This window comes from Frateuria sp. YIM B11624, from assembly GCF_049727805.1.
Classification (GTDB): Bacteria; Pseudomonadota; Gammaproteobacteria; order Xanthomonadales; family Rhodanobacteraceae; genus Frateuria_A.
Genome location: NZ_JBCNYA010000001.1, coordinates 174954 through 197195 on the forward strand (window position 1 = coordinate 174954; position 22242 = coordinate 197195).

The 22242-nt window shown below is 67.1% G+C and carries 17 protein-coding genes and 1 tRNA gene; 11 read left to right on the forward strand and 7 right to left on the reverse strand.

Going from position 1 to position 22242, the window contains the following annotated elements:
• Positions 1–429: 429 nt before the first annotated feature.
• The 6 genes from AAIL17_RS00805 to AAIL17_RS00830 all read left to right on the forward strand — a co-directional run bounded on the left by AAIL17_RS00805 (position 430) and on the right by AAIL17_RS00830 (position 7788).
• The gene (locus AAIL17_RS00805; protein ID WP_424680895.1) at positions 430–2670 is read left to right on the forward strand and encodes an AAA family ATPase; all 2241 of its coding nucleotides are present in this window, start codon (positions 430–432) and stop codon (positions 2668–2670) included.
• 388 nt (positions 2671–3058) lie between these two features.
• On the forward strand, positions 3059–3550 hold the full coding sequence (locus AAIL17_RS00810; protein WP_424680896.1) for an abortive infection family protein: 492 nt from the start codon (positions 3059–3061) through the stop codon (positions 3548–3550).
• Between the two features lie 108 nt (positions 3551–3658).
• Positions 3659–3748: transfer RNA gene (locus tag AAIL17_RS00815), tRNA-OTHER, on the forward strand.
• 24 nt (positions 3749–3772) lie between these two features.
• The gene (locus AAIL17_RS00820; RefSeq protein WP_424680897.1) at positions 3773–4690 is read left to right on the forward strand and encodes a hypothetical protein; all 918 of its coding nucleotides are present in this window, start codon (positions 3773–3775) and stop codon (positions 4688–4690) included.
• 324 nt (positions 4691–5014) lie between these two features.
• Positions 5015–5767, forward strand: coding sequence for a response regulator (locus AAIL17_RS00825; RefSeq protein WP_424680898.1), 753 nt, complete (start codon positions 5015–5017; stop codon positions 5765–5767).
• A gap of 5 nt (positions 5768–5772) precedes the next feature.
• The gene (locus AAIL17_RS00830) at positions 5773–7788 is read left to right on the forward strand and encodes an ATP-binding protein (RefSeq protein WP_424680899.1); all 2016 of its coding nucleotides are present in this window, start codon (positions 5773–5775) and stop codon (positions 7786–7788) included.
• Between the two features lie 16 nt (positions 7789–7804).
• Here the strand turns inward: AAIL17_RS00830 and AAIL17_RS00835 are convergent, their stop codons facing one another.
• From AAIL17_RS00835 to AAIL17_RS00845, 3 genes are all read right to left on the reverse strand, one after another.
• Positions 7805–8527, reverse strand: coding sequence for a Crp/Fnr family transcriptional regulator (locus tag AAIL17_RS00835; protein ID WP_424680900.1), 723 nt, complete (start codon positions 8525–8527; stop codon positions 7805–7807).
• A gap of 138 nt (positions 8528–8665) precedes the next feature.
• On the reverse strand, positions 8666–9649 hold the full coding sequence (locus AAIL17_RS00840; RefSeq protein WP_424680901.1) for a zinc-dependent alcohol dehydrogenase family protein: 984 nt from the start codon (positions 9647–9649) through the stop codon (positions 8666–8668).
• Positions 9650–9671: 22 nt separating this feature from the next.
• Positions 9672–10499: a universal stress protein gene (locus AAIL17_RS00845; protein WP_424680902.1), complete on the reverse strand. Its 828-nt coding sequence runs from the start codon at positions 10497–10499 to the stop codon at positions 9672–9674.
• Positions 10500–10714: 215 nt separating this feature from the next.
• Between AAIL17_RS00845 and AAIL17_RS00850 the strand changes: the two genes are divergently transcribed.
• On the forward strand, positions 10715–11536 hold the full coding sequence (locus AAIL17_RS00850) for a universal stress protein (protein WP_424680903.1): 822 nt from the start codon (positions 10715–10717) through the stop codon (positions 11534–11536).
• 21 nt (positions 11537–11557) lie between these two features.
• Here AAIL17_RS00850 and AAIL17_RS00855 read toward each other — a convergent pair whose 3' ends face one another.
• The 4 genes from AAIL17_RS00855 to AAIL17_RS00870 all read right to left on the reverse strand — a co-directional run bounded on the left by AAIL17_RS00855 (position 11558) and on the right by AAIL17_RS00870 (position 14538).
• The gene (locus tag AAIL17_RS00855) at positions 11558–12028 is read right to left on the reverse strand and encodes an OsmC family protein (protein ID WP_424680904.1); all 471 of its coding nucleotides are present in this window, start codon (positions 12026–12028) and stop codon (positions 11558–11560) included.
• A gap of 75 nt (positions 12029–12103) precedes the next feature.
• On the reverse strand, positions 12104–12655 hold the full coding sequence (locus tag AAIL17_RS00860) for a cytochrome b (RefSeq protein ID WP_424680905.1): 552 nt from the start codon (positions 12653–12655) through the stop codon (positions 12104–12106).
• Positions 12656–13057: 402 nt separating this feature from the next.
• Complete coding sequence (locus tag AAIL17_RS00865) at positions 13058–13939, reverse strand: universal stress protein (protein WP_424680906.1); 882 nt, start codon at positions 13937–13939, stop codon at positions 13058–13060.
• A gap of 20 nt (positions 13940–13959) precedes the next feature.
• Positions 13960–14538 (reverse strand): N-acetyltransferase family protein, encoded by a 579-nt coding sequence (locus AAIL17_RS00870; protein WP_424680907.1) that lies wholly within the window; start codon positions 14536–14538, stop codon positions 13960–13962.
• A 186-nt stretch (positions 14539–14724) separates the two neighbouring features.
• Here AAIL17_RS00870 and AAIL17_RS00875 point away from each other — a divergent pair, with 186 nt between their 5' ends.
• The 4 genes from AAIL17_RS00875 (at position 14725) to AAIL17_RS00890 (ending at position 22235) form a co-directional block, all read left to right on the forward strand.
• Positions 14725–16005 (forward strand): NRAMP family divalent metal transporter, encoded by a 1281-nt coding sequence (locus AAIL17_RS00875; RefSeq protein WP_424680908.1) that lies wholly within the window; start codon positions 14725–14727, stop codon positions 16003–16005.
• Between the two features lie 162 nt (positions 16006–16167).
• Complete coding sequence (locus AAIL17_RS00880; protein ID WP_424680909.1) at positions 16168–18540, forward strand: phosphoketolase family protein; 2373 nt, start codon at positions 16168–16170, stop codon at positions 18538–18540.
• A complete protein-coding gene (locus AAIL17_RS00885) occupies positions 18537–19742 on the forward strand; it encodes an acetate/propionate family kinase (protein ID WP_424680910.1) in 1206 nt (401 codons plus the stop codon). The genes AAIL17_RS00880 and AAIL17_RS00885 overlap by 4 nt, the downstream gene beginning before the upstream one ends.
• A 210-nt stretch (positions 19743–19952) precedes the next feature.
• Positions 19953–22235 (forward strand): nitric-oxide reductase large subunit, encoded by a 2283-nt coding sequence (locus AAIL17_RS00890; protein WP_424680911.1) that lies wholly within the window; start codon positions 19953–19955, stop codon positions 22233–22235.
• Positions 22236–22242: the final 7 nt, after the last annotated feature.

Here is a 22242-nt window from a genome sequence, read left to right on the forward strand (position 1 = left end):
TGCAGCGGCGGGCCCGGCTCGCGGGACTGGAGAGGGCGACTTTGGGAGACATAGCCTGCGCTTCGGCTTCGTGACCGAGGCCAGCCGCCAGGGGCGCACCTGCCGGCGATCATAGCGATGACCAAGCATCGCGCAGTGTCCGGCGTGATGGGGTATTTTCAGACGGGCGGAGCGACATTGAATCCGGCAGCTCTTGGAGGAGTCGGAAGGTGAGGCCCGCAACTTCCTAAGAGACCTTAAATCTCTCGGGAGCTTTTCATGCAGGTGCGATTCCGACCATCAATCCAGGCTCGCGATTGAGAAGATGGGCAGTATCGCCGCCATGATGATTGAGGATACCCTAGCGTCCATTTCCAACGGGTATTCGATGCATTTGGCATCTCTCTTGCCGGCTGTTCAAAGGTTAATTGGAAGGATCCGAGGCGGGCCATGATAAAGAGCGTCACCATCCAGGGTCACAAGAGCTTCTCCCCCGCCACACCCACCACCATCGATTTCGTCACGACCAAGCGGGTCGCCCTCCTTTACGGACTCAATGGCGCTGGCAAATCCGCCATCGGCGAAGTCATACACCACAACGGCAACAACCAAGAGCCCTTCGCCCAATGCTCGGTGGACACAACGCACAACGTGCCCTACCAGTTTTTAGTCTACAACGAAGAGTTCATCGAATCGACGTTCCGCAATCGGAGCGACATGCCTGGCATTTTCACCATCGGCAAACCCGAAGCTGCCGCCTTGGAACAAGCAGAGGCTTTAGAAAAGCAAGCGAGGCAATGGCGCATCCGAATTGATCAAATCACCGAGCAACTGGTGGAGCGTGAACAGGAAGCCGAGCGAAACCACACGGCCATTCTCGATGCTGTGTGGTCGGTTTATACGGACCACAAAAACGGCCCGCTGAAGGAATGGCTGATGGGCTTTGGCGGCGCTAAACAGAGAGTGTTTGACCAGCTGAGCGCTACTCCATTCGATCTAAGCGAAACACCGCTAACGGTTGAAGAACTCATCATTCGAACGAACGATGTCTCCGATCGAACTGCCGTCACGCGTTCCGAAGTTTCGGTGGACGTTACGGGGTTTGATGGCATCGAGGGAGATGCCTTATGGGGTCAGGCCATTGTGGGGTCTGGGGACAGCACCCTTGCGGCTCAAATACAGGCGCTCGGGAACATGGACTGGGTACGACAGGGGCGGTCATTCTTAGGGCACGACAGTCATTGCCCATTCTGCCAACAGAACCTTCCTCACAACTTTTCGAACGAACTGGCGAGACTATTTGACACTTCGTTTGAAACCCGGGTCCAAGAGGTCCAGCAGCGAACCGAGCTATACCGGAGCAAGGTGACAATATTGAGCCGGGCCGTGGAGAACGTTCTGGAACACGAGCCATTTGCCAAAGGGCATTCCAACTTAGAGCGGGTCTGGGCGCAAACGCAGCTAACTCTCTCTGAAAACGTGAGTTCTATGGAGAGAAAATGCTCATCACCTGGTCACACGATCTCACTCAAACCCTCTAGAGAAGATTTGGAGGCTCTTCGCGTCGCGGTAGCGCAAGTCAATGATCGAGTAATCGAGTTCAACGTCCGTGTTAGGGATCGGAGCAACGAACTCATCCGGATCAAGAATGGATTTTGGGCGCGTATGCGACACGACCATTCACCGGCCATCAATGTCTACAAGACTTCCGTCGATGCGATTAGGCAAGCGGTCGATAGTATGACTCAAGAGCTCGATGGGATGAAAAGATGTGTGGCCGACGCCGAGCGTCAACTCGTCGAGCTCCGTAGAAATACTGCGGGAACCGACAAGGCAGTGGAGGCTATCAATGGGCGCCTGGCCTCACTCGGTGTCGATGCCTTCAAGATTATGAAGGCCAATGCAAATCAGTACCGCTTGACGCGTAGCGGCGGTGCCGCGGACAACTACCGATCGCTGAGTGAGGGTGAGAAAACCCTGATCACGTTCCTCTATTTTGTGGAACTGATCAATGGTTCAGCAGTTGCGGATACCACGACCCCTCTCGACCGAAAAATCGTTGTGATCGACGATCCGATTTCCAGCCTGTCTCATAACTACGTGTATGACATTGCATCGATCATTGCGCACGACATCATCGATTTAGAGGATGAGGACGGCAAGCAGCTGAAGCAGGTGATTGTGTTGACTCATAGCCTGTTCTTTCACCACGAACTGATCCATGTGGGTCCAAGTCACAAGCAGATTGATTTCAAACGAGTGGTCAAACATGACCATTCGTCTGTTGTTCCGATGTTGCACACGGATCTTCTCAACGACTATGAAGCCTATTGGCAGGTCATCAAGGACGCCAAAACGGGGCACGCAACGCCTATCATGGTCGCCAACGCGATGCGCGGTATCTGTGAGCGCTTTTTCTACTTCACTCGTCGCCAAAATGATTTCAAAGAGGCTCTCAAGCGAATAGGTCAACAGGATTATCGCTTCAGCGCGCTGGCTCGCTATCTCAATCGCCAATCACACGCAGACGCAGAGAACCTGACCGACTTCGGCGACTACGACGTGACCTATTACTTAAATAAATTTCGATTGGTTTTTGATCAGACCCAGCATATGGATCACTACCGGGCGATGTTGGGCGAAAATGATGAGCCAGGCCAGGCGGAAGGAGAGCAAGTTGTTGCAGCATGATCCATGATGCTGCCGAGGTGCATCTATCTACAGAGCAACGTCTACTTAGAGCGATTAGCTGCAAAACGTGGCACTCTTCCAACTTGGGCTTACTAAGGACCCAGCGGCCACCCCTTACCGATCCGATTGCCATCGCTCTCGCAAGGCTCTTTGCCGACCAAATAGAGCGGCGATGCCCCAGCACTGGAGATCGAGCAAAAGATCAACCAGGCCAAGCTCGGTTCGGCCGATCCCGGCCAGCAGTCCGAAAAGCCCGTTGGTAAATTCAAGCCAGCCACCTTGAGTTGGGCGACATCTGGCGACATGAAGGCTGGTCAGGCGCTGGTGGAATCACTAATCACGTTGGTGCGCGGTTCGGGCGGCTTCCGTCCGAAGTCCACGAATTATTGTGGCGCAGATTCCATTAATAACCTTATCGCCGCGTTCGACAGGGGTGCTCCGCCCCAAGATGTTGGGCAATTTGGCTGGCGTGCAACTCACGATGGCCTTACGCAGCTACGCCCGACGCGCCCGTCAGGGCGCCTTGGACAACCCGTTACTGATGGGGACCGCCAAGGATTTTCTGGAAGCTGCCGCGAAACACGTTCTCCTCGAAAAGACCGGCCAAGAGCCAAAGTTCGACAATTTTCCCTATTTGCTTGCACAAGCGTTCATGGCCATCGGATTTGCGGTACCTAATGTGCCAACATCCCGCGTTTGCGAGATTCAACGAGTGGAGGAAACCGCCTACGAGCTAGCTTGCGCACTCAATGGGCTGCGCAACAAACAAGGTACGGGATACGGACGCCCGTGGGTAAGTACGGTGACTGACGATCAGGCATGCTTCGCCATTGAGAGCATGGGCAATATTGCTTCGATGATGCTGGCTGTGCTTCCTTGAATTTGGTAGCCGCATCCAACTCCATCGATGTCCGTAAACCGGCGGCACAGGTCATGACAAGAGCACGCCACACTCCTGGATTTGCAAGCACTGGGGTATACTGAGGTCGACGACGTAGTGAAATTGGTATCACGCCCGCCGATTAAAGGCCAACCACATTGAAAGCGGGAATTATGGGTTCGAGTCCTAGCGTCGTCACATCAATAGGCTCGGGAATACACGATGGCGGAAACACAGAGCGAAGTTCGATCGACCTCAACTGATTGCGCCAAGATGGTGCCCGACACGACAAAGCCTGCGATCACCTTCGGCACTCAGGCATTGGCAGACTTTCTCCAGGTCGTAGGAAATGGTGTGGCCGACTTGAACACCATTGCCGTAGGGTTGGCAGCGATTGGGCAACATCACGAGAAGCCCGAAGGGTTGAACATCAACTGGGCTCCAAAGGAGCCGTTGGTTGCAGCGCGCAAAGCTCGAAAGGCAGCTGTGCACGCAGCGATGGTTGTGACGGTGGAAGCGCTGGCCCAGTACATGCGTGCGATTACGAAGCTGCCGAGATTTGCGAATCTGACTGCGGAATGGAGCGCAAGAAAACCAAACCCTTCAGTAGCCGAACGGTTCTCTGAGCTAGCAAGTCTACTCTTCGTTCCAATTTGCCCCGTGGAGGACGCATCAGGATACGAAACCCGGTTTCGAACCTGCTGCGTGATGCTTCTAATCCATTGGCGTAATCGCCATGTGCACTCCGACTCCAACGCAGGCCTGACGCATCAAGAAAAGTCGCAGATTCACAAGAACGAAGAGCGCATACGGACCTCGTACGCGGGGCTTGACGTCGACCGGCTTTTGGGTGATTTCCAGCTCAATCGCCCAACCTTGAAGGAGGCTACGACGCTCATTGCAATGGCCATCCAAGAGATTAGGGCTATGGACGCGGCCGTATACGCGTGCCGCGACGTAGCTGACTTACGGGCGTGGCTCGACCTCTACAAGCTCACCGACCGGATCGACCAGATCCAACGCGAATGCTCTCCCGGAAAGCAGCGTGCTTCAATACTTCGCATGCTCCATACGCACGCGCCCTATCTGAAACCTTGGTACGAGAAATTCGTTCCTGATACGGATGTGGCCAAGCCGTAGTTTGAACGTACTAACCATTTCGAAGGTCAGGGTGAGCCCGAGCCAGACCAGCCTGATCACCACGAGCCCGGTCGTGGGATTTGGCGCCCAGCCACGGCAGCGACACGGAGGATGCCGGCCCAGATGGCGATTGCCTTGTAGAGCATCGCTCCCCTGCCCGGCCGAGCGCCCGCGAGGGGCGTTGCCGTCGACGCTACGGCGCCGGACCAGCCCACGCCATGACGTCCATCAATACAGTTTGATATACAGGCGGGCGATCCCTGTGATCGGCGCGCGGGTCGTCATGGCCTTGCCGCGAACCTGCATCCATCAAAAGAGGAAGCCGTGCCGGCCATCGATTCCAGCAACCCGAGCGCGGCACCCCAGCAGACGCACCTGCTGGTGGTGGATGACGACGCCGAGATCGCGGCCCTGCTCAAGCGCTATCTCTCCGCCCAGGGGTTCCTGGTCACCACGGTCGGCAACGGCCGCGACATGCTGGCGCAACTGGCCGCCGGCACGGTGCACCTGGTGCTGCTCGATCTGGGCCTGCCCGGCGAGGACGGGCTGGAGCTGACGCGCCACCTGCACGAGCACTGGCGCGGGCCGGTGATCATCGTGACCGGGCGCAGCGACGCGGTCGACCGCATCGTGGGGCTGGAGGTCGGCGCGGACGATTACGTGACCAAGCCGTTCGACCTGCGCGAGTTGCTGGCGCGCATCCGCAGCGTACTGCGGCGCTCGGGAGAACGCGGTCGTGCGGATCCGGCGAAGGCCGGCGCGGCTTTCGCTTTCGCCGGCTTTCGCCTGGACCTCGATGCGCGCGAGCTCACCGGTCCGGCGGGCGCTCTGGTGGCGCTGACGAGCGGCGAGTTCGAACTGCTGAAGGTTTTCGTGAACCACGCCAACCGCGTGCTTTCCCGCGACCACCTGATGAACCTGCTCTACGGGCGCGACGCCGGGCCGTTCGACCGCGCCGTCGACGTGCAGATCGGGCGCCTGCGCCGCAAGATCGAAGCTGACCCGGCTGCGCCGGTGTTGCTGAAGTCGGTGCGTGGCGCGGGCTACATCTTCAGCGTGCCGGTACGGCGGGAGTGAACGCGATGACGCCTTCCGGCACCGCGGGCAACGAGGAACTCTTCCGCACACTGTTCGAGACCGCGCCCGACGCCATGGTCGCGATCAACCGCGCCGGCGACATCGTGCTGGCCAACCCGCAGGCGCACCGGCTGTTCGGCTATCCGGACGCGACGCTGCTCGGCCTGCGTGTCGAGAACCTGCTGCCCGAGGCCGTGCGCGAGGCGCACATCGCGCACCGTTCCAGCTACATGGTGCAGCCGCGCGTGCGGCCGATGGGCGCCGGCTACGAGCTGACCGGGGTGCGGCGCAACGGCGAGGCGTTCCCCGTGGAGATCGCGTTGAGCCCGATCGGCAGCGACCTGTTCGCCGCGTCGATCCGCGACATCTCCGAGACCAAGCGCGCGCGCCAGGCGCTGCAGCGCGCACGCTTCGATACCTACCTGGCGCGGCTGGGCAAGCTGGTGCTTGAGTCGGGTGGGGACGAATCCGCCCGCTCGGCCGTCCCTGCCCTGCTGGCCGAAGCGCTCGCGACCGATGCCGTGGCGGTGGCATCCGGCAACCATGGCGGCGCCTTGCGCGCAGCCAGCGGGCTTCCGGCTGACTTGACCGACGCGCTGGCGCGCGCCCTGGCGAGCGACAACCTGCTCGGCTGGCTCGCCGCGCGGGAGCGCGACGCATGGACGCTCGCCCAGGCCGGCGCAGACGATCTGCCGGGACTGCGCGCAACGCTCGCCGCGCACGGTTTCGGCGACGTCGCCATCGTGCCCCTGCTCGACCGCCACGAACCGGCCGGCGCCGTGCTCGCGCTGTCGCGCGAGGCGGCCGCCTACGACAGCGACCAACTGCACTTCCTGCAACTGGCGGCGAACATGCTCGCCGCGTCGATCCAGCGCAGCCGCAGCGAGGAGCAGCTTTCCCACGCGCAGCGCCTGGACGCGCTCGGCCAGCTCACCGGCGGCATCGCGCACGACTTCAACAACCTGCTGACCATCGTCTCGGGCAACCTGCAGATCCTAGATGCCGAATACGGTGACCAGGGCGACGCGCGGGAGCTGATCGACAGCGCCTCGCGCGCGGTCGACCGCTGCATCAACCTGACCCGCAAGCTGCTCGGTTTCGCGCGCCGCCGCTCGCTCAGCCCGCGGCCGATCCGCCCGCAGCAGACCTTCGACGAACTGGCGGACATGCTCATGCGCACCCTCGGCGCGCGCATCCGGGTGACGCTGGATTGCCCCGCCTCGGTGCCCGCCGTGCACGCCGATGCCGGCGAACTGGAAGCCGCGCTGGTCAACCTCGCCCTGAACGCGCGCGACGCCATGCCCGAGGGCGGCCACCTGCGCATCACCGCGCGCGAGCGCCCGATCGGGCCGGGTGCGGCCGTTGCGCCCGGCAACTACGTGTCGTTCGTGGTCGAGGACGACGGCTGCGGCATGCCGCGTGGCGTGCTCGCGCGCGCATTGGAGCCGTTCTTCACCACCAAGGAAGCCGGCAAGGGCAGCGGCCTGGGCTTGAGCATGGTGTACGGCTTCGCCCGGCAATCGGGCGGCCTGGTGAACATCGACAGCCGGCCCGGCCAGGGCACCCGCGTGGAAGTGCTGCTGCCGGCCGCGGCGGCTCCGGAAGAAGCGGCCGAAGGCGGCGCCACGCCGATGCCACGAGCCGGCGGCGCGCTGGTGCTGGTGGTGGAGGACGAACCCGGCGTGCGTGCCGTCGCCGTACGCTTCCTGCGCTCGCTCGGCTACCAGGCGGTCGAAGCGGAGGATGCGCGGCAGGCGCTGGAGCTGCTGCAGGCAGAACCGCGGATCGGGCTGCTGTTCTCCGACGTGGTGCTCGGTAGCGGGCAGACCGGTTTCGAACTGGTGGGCGAGGCGCGACGCATCCGGCCGGCGTTGCCTGCCCTGCTCACCTCGGGCTACGAGCGTTCGGCGATCGGCATGGACGCGGCGCTGGACAGCGGCGTGGAACTGCTGCGCAAGCCGTACCGGATCGAGCAACTGGGCGAAGCGCTCGGGCGCGCGCTGGGGCACGCGACGGGCTGAGCCACGCCGGCTCGCCTCAGTGTGCGCGCACGCCCTGCCCGGCCGTGCAGCGTAGGCCGTCGAGATCGAGCACGCGCACGTCGCGCCGCTGCACCGCGATGTACTCGAGTTTCTCCAGCCGCGACAGCGCGCGCGTCACCGTCTCGTGCTTGAGCGCGAGGAAGCTGGCGATGTCTGTGCGCCCCATGCGCAGCAGGAAATGCCGCGGGCTGAAGCCCAGGCGCACGTGGCGGTCGGCCATGTCGAGCAGGAACGCGGCCACGCGCTGGTCGGCGGTGAGCGTGCCCAGCGCGAGCATCCAGGCGCGGTCGTTGCGGATCTCCTCGGCCAGCGCGGCGGTCAGCCGGCCATGCAGCTCCGGCATCTGCAGGCAGGCCTGCAGCACGGCCGGGTACGGCAGCTCCCACACCTCGCTGTCGTCCAGCGCGATCACGTCGCAGGAATAGCTGCCCAGCCCGATCGACTCGACCCCGAGCAGATCGCCGCGCATGCGGAAGCCGGTGACGCGGTCGCGCCCGTCCTCGGCCAGCTCGCAGGTTTTCAGGAAGCCGGCGTGCACCAGGTGGATCGCATGGAACGGCTGGCCCACGTGGTAGACGTGCTGCCCCGCCGCCAGCTTGCGCCGCAGCACCGGCACGTGGCGGCCCAGCTCCTCGACGTCGATCGGGCCGGAGGCGACCAGGCCCTGCGGCACGCGGGCGTGGAGCGGAGAAAGCGGCAGGGAGGCGATGGCGTTCATGGCGTCGGTGTCCGGGTCGGCTGGGAGACGCGATCAGGCTAGCCGGCGGGTGTCACCGCTCGACGACGCTTCGACAACGCTTTGTAACAGTCGGTAACGACGGCTCGTGCATCGAGCCCGCGGGTGATGCCGCGCGGCTCAAGGCACCAGTACGGCGGCCCCGCTCAGGCGGCCCCGGCGCAGGTCGTCCAGCGCGTGGTTGGCGCTCTCCAGCGGATAGGTCCGGGTGGTGGCGTGCACGCCTGCACGCGCCGCGACCGCGAAGAACTCGCGCGCATCGGTGCGGGTCAGGTTGGCGACCGAGGCCAGTTCCCGCTCCTCCCACAGCAGGCGATACGGAAACGACGGCACGTCGGACATATGGATGCCGCCGCAGACCACCCGCCCGCCCTTGCGCACCGCGCGCAGCGCCAGCGGCACCAGCTCGCCGGCGGGCGCGAAGATGATCGCCGCGTCCAGCGGCACCGGCGCCGGCGCATCGGCGTCGCCCGCCCAGCAGGCGCCCTGCGCACGCGCGAAGGCTTGGGCGTCCCGGTCGCCCGCGCGTGTGAAGGCGTAGACCCGCCGCCCCTGGTGGACCGCCACCTGGGTGAGCAGATGGGCGGCCGCGCCGAAGCCGTACAGCCCGAGATCCGCTCCGTCGCCCGCCTTCACCAGCGCGCGCCAGCCGATCAAGCCGGCGCAGAGCAACGGCGCGGTCGCGACGGCGTCGACGTCCGTGGCAAAGGGCACGCAGAACGCCGCGCGCGCCACGATGTGGCTGGCGAAGCCGCCGGGGCGGGTGTAGCCGGTGAACTGCGGAAAGTCGCAGAGGTTTTCCTGTCCCCTGCGGCAGTAGCCGCAGCGACCGCAGGCCGAGCCGAGCCAGGGCACGCCGGCGCGCTGGCCGACGACGAGGCCGGAGGCCTGTGCGCCCACGCGCTCGACCACGCCGACCACTTCGTGGCCCGGAACCACCGGCGGCCGCACGTGCGGCAGCTCGCCATCGACCACGTGCAGGTCGGTGCGGCACACGCCGCAGGCCTCGACCTTGAGGCGTACTTCGTCCGGGCCGGGTTCCGGATCGTCGAACTGCTCCAGCGTCAGCGGCCGGCCGATCGTGTGCAGGACCATCGCGCGCATGAGGGTGTGTCCAGGCTGTGCATCAGTGGCGGAACAGCACCGGCAGGCGCGCGTTCCACAGCACGTGCCGGGTGGCGCCGCCGAGCGCCCATTCGCTGAAGCGGCTGCGGCCGTAGGCGCCCATCACCAGCAGGTCCGCATCGAAGCGCTCGGCCTGCGCCAGCAGGATGTCGCCGGCCTCGTCCGGCGCGCAGGCGACCTCTTGCGAGCGCACGCGGATGCCGTGGCGGCCGAGGTAGGCGTCGATGTCGAACGGCGGCTTCCACGACACCTCCTGGCAGACGTCCTTCGGCTCGCCGCGCAGCAGCAGCACCTCGTTGGCCTGTTGCAGCAGCGGCAACGCCGAGTGCACGGCCCGGATCGCTTCGGTCGAGCCGTTCCAGGCGATCGCCACGCGCGCCAGCGTGGCCGTCCTCACCGGCTCGGGCGGCACCACGATGCACGGCACGCCGACCGCCAGGATCAGCGCGGCCAGGTCTCCCGGCGAGGCCCAGGTCCACTCCGGGTGGCGCTCGAGCACCAGCAGGTCGTGCCAGGTGGCGATCTGCACCAGCGCATGGCTCAACTGGCCCTGCCCGACCACCCAACTGGCCTGCGCCACGCCCATGCCGTTGGCCCATGCCTCGAACGGCTGCCGCGCGGCGAGCGCGCTCGCTTCCAGCGCACGCGCGGTATCGATCACCGCCTCGATCAGCTCCGGCGTGCTGAAGCTCGGCGTGGCGTAGAGCGGCGAGGGATAGATGTAGGCGCCGGTGAGCGAGCCCTGCATCTGCGCGGCGAGCTGGGCGCCGTAGTGCGCACCCCTGGGCCAGGTTTCGAAATTGATCGCGTTGACCAGGACGTCGTACATGGCGGGCCTCCGGTTCTGCGCACGCTGGGTAAGGTGCGCACACGCTAGGGTTTTTCCGCGCTGCGCAGATGACGCAGGTCAACCGATGCGCGCTGGCGCGGACCGCGCCGATGCGCGGATGACCTGGATCAAATGGCGAGGCGCCCGCGACCCTCACGCTTCGGGCATGGCGGCGGGAAACCCACGCCGCCGCCGATCCATCCACGAGGCACCCGGTGCGCGACATCGCCGTTCATTGCACGACATTCCACGACTGGTCCCCGGGCGTCCGCTACGCCGTCCAACTCGCCGCCGACGCGCAGGCCGCGCTCACCGGCCTGTACATCGGCGACCGCAGCGCCCGTCCGCCGGGACCACCGCTGCTCGTCGAGGAGATGGCCGCCTACGCGCAGGACGAATTGCAGCAGGCGATGCTGGCAGGCCGCGCGTTTGCCGACTGGGCCGGCCGGTTCGGCCTGCACGACGCCCGCTGGCAGGTGGCGATCGGCGATGCCGGCGCCGCGCTGGGCATGGCGGGCGACTGCAACGACCTGCTGGTCATGGAACTGGCCGGCGCGCCCCGCCAACGGGCGACCCTGCTGCTCGCCGAGGCGCTGGTCTCGGGCGCGACCTGTCTGGCGCTGCCGGAGAACTGCATGGCACCCGGCCGCGTGATGCGCGCGGCAGTCGCGTGGAACGGTACCCTCGCTTCGAGCCGCGCGGTGCATGCGGCACTCCCGCTGCTGAAGCGCGCGCAGTCCGTGGTGCTGCTGCAACCGCCGTCGGTGGATGGCGGCGGGCCGGCACACCGCTGGCCACTGGGCAGAACCGCCGCGCAGCACCTGGCCGCCCACGAGGTGCCGATGGTGGCGACGGAATACGTCGAGGGCGAAGGCGGCATCGCGGCCGAACGCCTGCTGGCCGCGGCGCTGGCGCACCGCGCCGACCTGCTGGTCATGGGCGCCAGCGTCGAGCGGCGGCGCGGCGAGCACCGCTTCGGCCGCACCACGGCAGGCCTCCTGCAGCGAAGCCCGCTTCCGCTCCTGCTCCGGCACTGAAGGCGCGTATCGCCGGCCGGCTCAGGCGAGCTGCCGGCTGTCGTGCACCACGGTGCCGCTCGGATCACGCACGGTCACATCGACGGGCACGCCCTGGCGCACGCTCTCGGTGACCACGCAGAAGTCCTCGAACTGCTGCAGCAACCGCTCGGCGAAGGCGTAGTCGGCGACCGGCTCGGGCAGCTCGATGGCCACGCCGATGTGCGCCACGCGCAGGCGGTTGTGTTCGTTGCGCTCGAGCCGGGCCGTGGCGCGGGTCACCAGCGTGCCCGGATGGTTCTTGAACTTGCGCAGCGAGAACAACAGGCTGGCGCTGAGGCAGTTGGCGACCGCCGCGACCAGCAGGCGCGAAGGATTGGGGCCGCGGCTTTCGCCCAGCGGCGGTGGTTCGTCGGTATGCAAATCGGGGATGGCGGTGTCGTCGAACGCGATGCGGAAGACGAAGTCCGCTTCCTGCGTCAGCGTGAGGCTGAATTCCTGGGTCTCGCTCATGCGGTTTTCCTGTGCAGTGATCGATGGCCGCGCGCGCCGGCGACGCAGGTTCGCAGCCTCCCGGGGCGCCGGAACTCAGCGGCTTCGCCGCGGCAGCATGCGCAGCAGCGTAGTGTCGCGGATGACGTAGTGGTGGAACAGCGCCGCGGCCGCGTGCAGGCCGATCAGGTAGTAGCCGATCGTGCCGATGGTCTCGTGGATCTCTTCCAGCTGGTGGGCCAGCGCCTTGTCCGGCCCGAGCAGCGCAGGCAACCGCATGCCGAAGAACGGCACCGGCTTGTCGGCGGCGCTCAGCACCAGCCAGCCCAGCAGCGGCATCACGATCAGGAAGGCATAGATCGCCAGGTGGCCCAGCCCAGCCAGGCGTTGCTGCCATCGCGGCGGCGTCGGCACGATCGGCGGCGTGTGCCCTGCCACGCGCAGTGCAATGCGCACGAACACCAGCGCGAACACCGACAGGCCCAGCATGAAATGCCATGCCTTCATCGCCTCGCGCAGGTCGCTGCCCTTCGGGAAGATGCCGCGCAGCTCGATGCAGGCATACACCGCCACCAGCAGCGCCAGCATGAGCCAGTGCATGCCGATCGACAGTGCGCCGTAGCGTTGGGTGGTCGCTTTCATGGCCATGGGTGTTCCCTGCGGATCGTGGGTTTCGAGACACTTTGGGGTGCGTGCGGATGCCAGGCGTCGCCGAGGTCGCGGTCGATGTCGATCATGCATGGCGCGAAGGCGTGCCCCTCTGACTTTGGTCAAACGGCTGCAGCGCTGTGTTCCCGCCGAACGCGGGGGAAGCACCAACCGCAAACCGGCACTCCGAGCCTTCCCCCGCGAACGCGGGGGAAGCACTAACCGCAAACCGGCACTCCGAGCCTTCCCCCGCCGAACGCGGGGGAAGGTGCCGACAGGCGGATGGGGGCGCTCTTGGGCGCGATGCCTGGGCGAGTGTTTCGCAAGGCCTCCCCCATCCGCCCTGCGGGCACCTTCCCCCGTGAACGGGGGAAGGATCAGAAAGGCTCCCGCGTGCACGGTCTAGTGCACCAGGAATACCGGCGTCTGCGCATGGTGGAGTACGTGACGGGTCGCCCCGCCCAGCACGCGTTCGCGCAGGCGCGAATGGCCGAAGGCGCCCATCACCAGCAGATCGGCCCGCGCGCCCGTGCATCGGGCCAACAGGCCGGCGCCGGCTTCGTCGGGGGCAAGGTCGACGCAGACCGGATCGGCCTCGACGTGATGGCGTGCCAGGAACAGGAACGGCTCGAACGGCGGCGCGTAGGCGCCCTGCTCGCCCGCGTTACGCCGGCCGCCGTCGAGCAGGATCACCTTGTCGGCATCCAGCAGAAACGGCAGCGCCGCATGGATCGCCCGCACCGCTTCGAGGCTGCCGTCCCACCCGACCAGTACGCGGGAGAACCGCGGCGTGCGGTTCCATTGCGGCGGCAACACCAGCGTCGGCAATCGGCAGGTGAGCAGCGCCTCGCCCAGCAGTTCGATCAGCGCATCTTCCTCCACCATGTCGCGTTCGAGCACCGCCAGGTCGTGCCAGGCGCCGAGCTGCCGCAGGGTGCGGGCCAGGCCGCTGCGTGCGACGACCCATGAGGCGTGCGGCACACCCCGGTGCCGCGCGAACTGGCGGAATGCATCGGCGCTCTCGATGTCCCGCGCGGGCGTGTCCAGCAGCAGGCTCATCACCGAAGGCTCGGACTCCGGTCCGTTGAGGCCGGCGAGCGACGGGGCGATGGAACAGCCGGTCAGCAGGCTCCCCCAGCGCGATGCCAGCTCGGCGCCGACCTGCACCGCCGGACTCCAGGGCGCGGCCGAGGTGGCGAGCGCAAGCACGTCCGTGGGCTGGCCGCCGGCCGGAGAGATGGTGGTGGGGCCATCGGGCTTCATCCCGGTTTTCGTCATGCTCATGGCGTGTCCCTCCGTGTGCGTCAGAGCGCCAGGGTGTGGATCGCCAGGGACGCGTCGCCGGCATCGATGGTCCGCCTGAAGCCCAGGTAATGGGCCAGCTCCCGCATCGGTTCGTTGTCCGCCGAATCGATCGAGAACATCTGGCGGAAGCCGTGCTGGCGCGCCACGTCGATCAGGTGGCGCATGAGCAGGACGGCCAGCCCCCGGTGGTGCCAGCCCTCGGCGACGGTGACGGTGCACTCGCAGCGGCTGCGGTCGGCGCAGGCGCTGTAGCGGCTCACGCCGACTTCGCGCAACTGGCCGTCTTCGTGGGCAAGCGCGACGAAGGCCATGCGCTGGTCGCCGTCGACGTCCATCAACTGGTCGATCAGCTCGGGGCTGGCTTCCTTGAACGTGCACATGAAGCGGAACCGGCGCGCACCGGGCGACAGCGCGCGCACGAAGTCTTCCTCGCGCTGGCGGTCCTCCGGCCGCAGCGGCCGGATCAGCACCGGCGTGTGGTCGCGCAGGTGGTCGATCCAGTGCGTGCCTTCCAGCGCGGCGACGGGAAAGTCGTGCGCGCCGTCCGTGGTTGCGTGGTGGGTCGTGGTGGCGGGCATGACGGTAGCCTCCGGTCGGATGTCCCCTGCACGGCCATTGGCTCACCGCCCCGGGCGCTCCGGCTTGATCTTGGTCAACTCGGCGGTGGCCTGCGGCAACCTGCCCGCCCGCGGGTTGATCCGCATCAAGCCGGCCCGTTGCGGACACGGCCACGCTGCGCCGTGACAACCTTGCAGGCCTGTTCCATGAACATCCGACGGCGCCGCGGCACGCAGCCCGCGTCCGATCGCACGCCGCTGCGCGCAACGCTCGGCGCCGGCCTGGTCACGGGCGCGGCCGACGACGACCCGAGCGGCATCGCCACCTACTCGCAGGCGGGTGCGCAGTTCGGGCTGGCCACGCTGTGGACGGTGTGGTTCACCTTGCCGTTGATGGTCGGCATCCAGGCGGTGTGCGCGCACGTCGGACGGGTGACCGGCCGCGGCCTGGCCGCCAACATGGGCCGGGTGTTCCCGCGTCCGCTGACGGCGGCCGTGGTGGTCCTGCTGCTGGTGGCCAACGTGTTCAACCTGGCCGCCGACATCGGCGCGATGGGCAAAGCCGCCGGCATGCTGCTGGGCGGCAACGGGGCCTCATACGCGCTGGCCCTGGCCGGGCTGTCGGTGGCGCTGGAGGTGGCGGTGCCGTTCGCCCGCTATGCACGCGTGCTCAAGCTGATGACCATCAGCCTGTTCGCCTACGTGCTGACCGCCGCCGTGGTCCGCGTGCCTTGGGCGTCCGCGCTGCGCCACCTGGCGCTGCCGACGCTGCGGCTGGACCGCGCCTACCTGGTCACCGTCGTGGCGATGTTCGGCACCACGATCAGCCCCTACATGTTCTTCTGGCAGGCGGCGCAGGAAGTGGAGGAGGAAGAGCAGGCGCAGGAGGAGCCCCTGCTTCTGCAGCCGGGCGAGGCGCCGCGCAGCTTCCACCGCATTGACCTGGACACGGCGATCGGCATGGCCTTCTCCAACCTGGTCGGCTTCTTCGTCGTGCTGGTGGCGGCGGTGGTGCTGCACGGGCACGGGGTCGATAGTGTCCGCAGCGCCGCCGACGCGGCCCAAGCGCTGCGTCCGCTGGCCGGGCCGCTCGCCGGCGCCGTGTTCGCCACGGGCATCGTCGGCACCGGCCTGCTCGCCATACCCGTGCTTGCCGGATCAGGCGCCTATGCGCTGGCGGAAGTCGGCCGCTGGAGCTACGGCCTGGACCACCGCTTCGGCGAGGCGAAGCTGTTCTACCTGATCATCGCGCTGGCGACCGCGGCCGGGACGCTGCTGAGCCTCTCGCCCGTCGAACCGATGCGCATGCTGTTCTGGGCGGCGGTGCTCAACGGCGTGGTGTCGGTGCCGCTGATGGCGGCGACCATGGTTCTGGCCACGCGCACCCGGGTGATGGGCACGCTGGTGGTCAAGGGCTGGCTGCGCGCGGCCGGCTGGCTGGCCACCGCCGCGATGGCCGTCGTGGTGGTCGCGATGTTCCTGGGCTGAGCTCCGCGCGGCCCGCGTCGCGCTTGACCATGGTCAACACGCACCGGCGGCCGTGGCCGGAGCATTGCCGGGACCACCGCGGCACGGAATACGCCGCCTCCACGCCCGGAGGTTCTTATGTTCGAACGCGCCTCATTGCCCGCCAACGACACGGAGCCCGACATGCCACCGCTGTCCGCGGAATTGCTCGATCGCATGCATGCCTACTGGCGTGCCGCCAACTACCTGACGGTGGGCCAGATCTACCTGCAGGACAACCCGCTGCTGGACGTTCCGCTGGAGCGCCGGCACATCAAGCCGCGCCTGCTGGGCCACTGGGGCACGACCACCGGGCTGAACCTGATCTACGTGCACCTGAACCGGCTGATCACGCAGCACGACCTGGACATGATCTACGTGATCGGCCCGGGCCACGGCGGTCCCGGGCTGGTCGCGCACGCTTACCTGGAGGGCTCGTACACCGAGACCTATCCCGACATCGAGCGCGACCGCGCCGGCATGCGCCGGCTGTTCCGCCAGTTCTCGTGGCCCTACGGCATCCCCAGCCACGTGGCGCCGGAAACGCCGGGCTCGATCCACGAGGGCGGCGAACTCGGCTACTCGCTCGCGCACGCCTACGGCGCGGCGTTCGACAACCCGGACCTGATCGTCGCCTGCGTGGTCGGCGACGGCGAGGCGGAAACCGGAGCGCTGGCCACGAGTTGGCATTCGAACAAGTTCCTCGACCCGGCCCGCGACGGCGCGGTGCTGCCGATCCTGCACCTCAATGGCTACAAGATCGCCAACCCGACCGTGCTCGCGCGCATCAGCGATCAGGAACTGCGCGAACTGATGCGTGGCTACGGCTACGACCCGCTGGTGGTCGCCGGCGACGATCCTGCCCAGGTCCACCAGCAACTCGCCGGCGCGCTGGACACTGCGCTCGCGCAGATCCGCGCGATCCAGCAGGACGCCCGCGGGTCGGACCGCCCGCCCACGCGCCCGCGCTGGCCGATGATCGTGCTGCGCACGCCCAAGGGCTGGACCGGCCCCAAGGCCGTCGACGGCCTGCCGGTGGAAGGCACCTGGCGCGCGCACCAGGTGCCGCTGAAGGATTTCGACGATCCTGCGCACGTGAAGCTGCTGGAAGACTGGCTGCTGAGCTACCGGCCGCGCGAGCTGTTCGACGAGGAAGGCCGCTTCCGTGCCGAGCTGGCCGAACTCGCGCCGACCGGGCGCCGCCGCATGGGCAGCAACCCGCACGCCAACGGCGGCACCCTGCTGCAGCCGCTCACCCTGCCCCACTTCCGCGACCACGCGCTCGATGTGCCGTCGCCGGGCGCGGTGGAGGCCGAGTCCACGCGCGTGCTCGGCGGCTACCTGCGCGAGGTCATGCGGCTCAATCTCGACTCGCGCAATTTCCGCCTGTTCGGCCCGGACGAGACGGCCTCGAACCGCCTGCAGGACGTGTTCGACGTCACCGCCAAGGCATGGATGGCGAAGATCGAGCCCGTGGACGTGGACCTCGCCGCGGACGGCCGCGTGATGGAGGTGCTGAGCGAGCACCTCTGCCAGGGCTGGCTGGAGGGCTACCTGCTGACCGGCCGCCACGGCCTGTTCTCCTGCTACGAGGCCTTCATCCACATCGTCGATTCGATGTTCAACCAGCACGCCAAGTGGCTCAAGACCACCCGGCACATTCCCTGGCGCGCGCCGATCGCCTCGCTCAACTACCTGCTCAGCTCGCATGTGTGGCGGCAGGACCACAACGGCTTCTCGCACCAGGATCCTGGTTTCCTCGATCACGTCGCCAACAAGAAGGCCGACGTGGTGCGCATCTACCTGCCGCCGGACGCCAACTGCCTGCTGTCGGTCGCCGACCACTGCCTGCGCAGCCGCAACTACGTCAACGTGATCGTGGCCGGCAAGCAGCCGGCCTGGCAATGGCTGGACATCGACGCGGCCGCGCGCCACTGCAGCGTGGGTGCCGGCATCTGGGAGTGGGCCAGCACCGACCAGGGCCGCGACCCCGACGTGGTGATGGCCTGCGCCGGCGACGTGCCGACGCTGGAAACCCTCGCCGCGGTGACCCTGTTGCGCGAGTACGCGCCGGACCTGCGCGTGCGCGTGGTCAACGTGGTCGACCTGATGGTGCTGCAGCCGCCCGGCGAGCACCCGCACGCGCTGAGCGACCACGACTTCGACGAACTGTTCACCCGCGACAGGCCGGTGATCTTCGCCTTCCACGGCTACCCCGGGCTGATCCACCGCCTGGCCTACCGCCGCCACAACCACGACAACTTCCACGTGCGCGGCTACAAGGAGGAAGGCACCACCACCACGCCGTTCGACATGACGGTGATGAACAACCTGGATCGCTACCAGCTCGCGCTGGACGCGATCCTGCGCGTGAAGCGGCTGGCGGCGCTCGCCTCGGACGCGACGGACCGCTACTGGGCCACGATGGAACGCCACCGCCTCTACATCAGCGAGCACGGCGAGGACCTGCCGGAGGTGGCGCAGTGGCGCTGGACGCCACCCACGGCGGGGACATGACACCACGTCGCTTGCACGTGCTGGCGATCAACGGCGGCTCGTCCTCGCTGAAGTTCGGCCTGTTCCAGGTGCACGGGCGCGAAGCGAGCCCGCACGTCACCGGCGAGGCACAGGCGATCGGCAGTTCCGCCGGCCTGCTGCGCGTGCGCGCGGGACACGACGGCAGCACACTGCACGAGGAGACCGTCGCCGTCGCCGACAACGTGCAGGCCTTCGCGCGCATCGCGCGTTTGCTGGCGGGCATGGACGTACCGCGGCCCGATGCCATCGGGCACCGCATCGTCCATGGCGGACCGCACCTGCTGGCGCATGCGCGCATCGACGCGGCCGTGATGGCGCGACTGGAAACGGCCAGCGCCTTCGCGCCATTGCACGTGCCGGCGGCGCTGGCGGTGGTCCGCGCCGCCCAGGCCCGCTTTCCCGACGTCCCGCAGGTGGCCTGCCTGGACACCGCATTCCACGCCGGCCTGCCGGAGGAAACGCGCACGTTGCCGGTGGACCGCGCGCTGCTCGTCGACGGCGTGCGGCGCTACGGCTTCCACGGGCTCTCCTGCGCCTCGATCCTGGCGCAATGGCCGCAGGCCCCGCCGCGGCTGGTGATCGCCCATCTGGGCAGCGGCGCCAGCATCACCGCGGTGCGCGCCGGGCGCTCGGTCGACACCAGCATGGGCATGACGCCCAGCGGCGGCGTGATGATGGCCACGCGCTGCGGCGACCTGGACCCGGGCGTGCTCGCCTGGCTGTCGCGCGAGAGGGGCATGGATGCACGCACGCTCGAGCGCCTGGTCGACCACCGCTCCGGCCTGCTCGGCGTCTCGGGCATCAGCGGCGACCTGCGCCGGCTGCGCCAGCTGGAACGCAAGGAGCCGGCCGCGAAGCTGGCGATCGGCATGTTCGTGCTGTCGGTGCGCAAGCAGATCGCCGCCATGGCGGCGGTGCTCCACGGTATCGATGCATTGGTGTTCACCGGCGGCATCGGCGAGCACGACGCGCAGGCGCGCGCCGACATCTGCGAGGGACTGGCGTGGGCCGGCATCCGCCTGGACCCGGCACGCAACCGCAGCGGTGCGCAGCGGATCGACGACGGCGATGCCGCTTGCGAGGTTCGTGTCATGCCCACGGAGGAAGAGCGGCAGATCTGTCGCGACGTGCACGCGCTGCTCGTCGGCACGGGCGACATCGGCGGGTCCGGGGCTGGCTAGCAGGCGCGCTTCCGGCGAGCGGCCGGCGACAGGACGGACCGTATCCCCGCAAGGAAGCACTCGACGCACTCCGTCCGCGTCGACGCCAGGAGCCGGGTTCATGCCTTGCGACAAATTGTCCGCACGGCGGCGTCGCTGCGGCCTGATCTGCATCAAGACCGCTGCCCTGCCCAACGCCAAAGATGCGCGCGTCCTCAAGGGAGACGCGCAATGAGTACCACCCGAAAACTCTGGCTGGGGCTGGCGGCCTTGCTGCTGGCCTCGTTCGCCGTCCTGCTGTGGGTCGGCAAGGAAGTCCATCAGCAGGCGCCGCCGCTGCCCACGGCCGTGGTCACCACGGACGGCCACACGCTCTACACCCGCGCCGACATCGAACAGGGCCGGCAGGTATGGCAGAGCATCGGCGGCCAGCAGCTCGGTTCCATCTGGGGCCACGGCGCGCTGGTCGCGCCGGACTGGAGCGCCGACTGGCTGCACCGCGAAGCGACCACCATGCTGGAACTGCTCGCCCGCGACGAAGGCGCCGCCTCGTTCGCCTCGCTCGATGCCGGCCGCCAGGCCGCGCTGAAGGCGCGCGTGCAGTCCGAGGAGCGCACCAACACCTACGACGCGGCCACCGGCACGATCGCCGTGTCGCCGCTGCGCGCGCAGGCGATGGAGGTGGTCGCGCTGCACTACGACAGCCTGTTCAGCAACGACCCGGCCACGCACAAGCTGCGCGAGGGTTATGCGATGCGCGAGAACACCATCGCCGAGATGGAGCATCGCCGCGTCGTCACAGCCTTCTTCTTCTGGACCAGTTGGGCCGCCGCGGCCGAGCGTCCCGGGCACAGCGTGAGCTACACGCAGAACTGGCCGTTCGATCCGCTGGTCGGCAACCAGCCCAGCGGCACCACCTTCATCTGGTCGATCTTCAGTATCCTGTTCCTGATCCTGGGGATAGGCCTACTCGGCTGGCACCACGCGGTGCAGAGCCACAAGGAAAGTCCGGCCGTGCCGCCGGCGCGCGACCCGCTGGCCGACTTCAAGCCCACGCCCTCGATGAAGGCGACGGCCAAGTATTTCTGGACGGTGATGGGCCTGTTCCTCACCCAGATCCTGCTCGGTGCCACCACCGCGCATTACCAGGTGGAGGGCCAGCAGGCCTACGGCTTCGCGCTGGCCAATATCCTGCCCTATGCGCTGACGCGCACCTGGCACACGGAACTCGCCGTGCTGTGGATCGCCACCGCGTGGCTCGCCACGGGCCTGTACATCGCGCCGGTGATCGGCGGGCACGAGCCGAAGTTCCAGCGCCTGGGCGTCAACTTCCTGTGGGTCTGCCTGATCCTGATCGTGGTCGGCTCCTTCGCCGGCCAGTGGTTCGCGGTGATGGACAAGATGGGCCTGAAGTACAACTTCTGGTTCGGCCACCAGGGCTGGGAGTACACCGACCTCGGGCGCTTCTGGCAGATCTTCCTGTTCGTCGGGCTGATGCTGTGGCTGTTCCTGGTCGGCCGCGCGTTGTGGCCGGCGATCAGGCGACGCGACGAAACCTCCAACATCGTGGGCCTTTTGTTCCTCTCCACCATCGCGATCGGCCTACTCTACGGCGCCGGCCTGATGTGGGGTGAGCACACGCACATCGCGATGGTCGAATACTGGCGCTGGTGGGTGGTGCACCTGTGGGTGGAAGGCTTCTTCGAGGTGTTCGCCACCGCGGTGATCAGCTACCTGTTCGTGCGCCTTGGCCTGCTGCGCGTGCACAGCGCAACCGTGAACGTGCTCTTCGCCACCATCGTGTTCATGGCCGGCGGCGTGCTCGGCACCCTGCACCACCTGTACTTCACCGGTACGACGACCGCGGTGATCGCGCTGGGCGCGAGCTTCTCGGCGCTGGAAGTGGTGCCGCTGGCGCTCATTGGCCTGGAGGCCTACGACAACTGGAAGAAGCAGCACGCCGCGCCGTGGATGGCCCGCTACCGCTGGCCGATCATCTTCTTCGTGGCGGTGAGCTTCTGGAACCTGATCGGCGCGGGCCTGTTCGGCTTCCTCGTCAACACGCCGATCGCGCTGTACTACATGCAGGGCCTGAACCTCACCGCCACGCATGGCCACACCGCGCTGATGGGCGTGTACGGCATGCTCGGCCTGGGGCTGATGCTGTTCTGCCTGCGCGGCATCAAGCCGGAGGCGCAGTGGCGCGAAGGCTGGCTGAAGGGCGCGTTCTGGTCGCTCAACATCGGCCTGTCGATGATGGCCGCGCTGACCCTGCTGCCGCTGGGCATCCTGCAACTGGACGCCGTGCTCGACCACGGCTACTGGTTCGCCCGCTCGGAGCACTTCATGGACCGTCCGCTGATCCACCTGCTGGTGTGGATGCGCGTGCCGGGCGACACGCTGTTCGCAGTGGGAGCGCTGCTGACTTCGGTGTTCGTGGCCTCGCTGTGGCTCGGCGGCAAGCGCCAGCCAAAGGCGGTGCCGCTGCCGCAGGCGGCGCGCGAGAACGCCTGATCGTCCA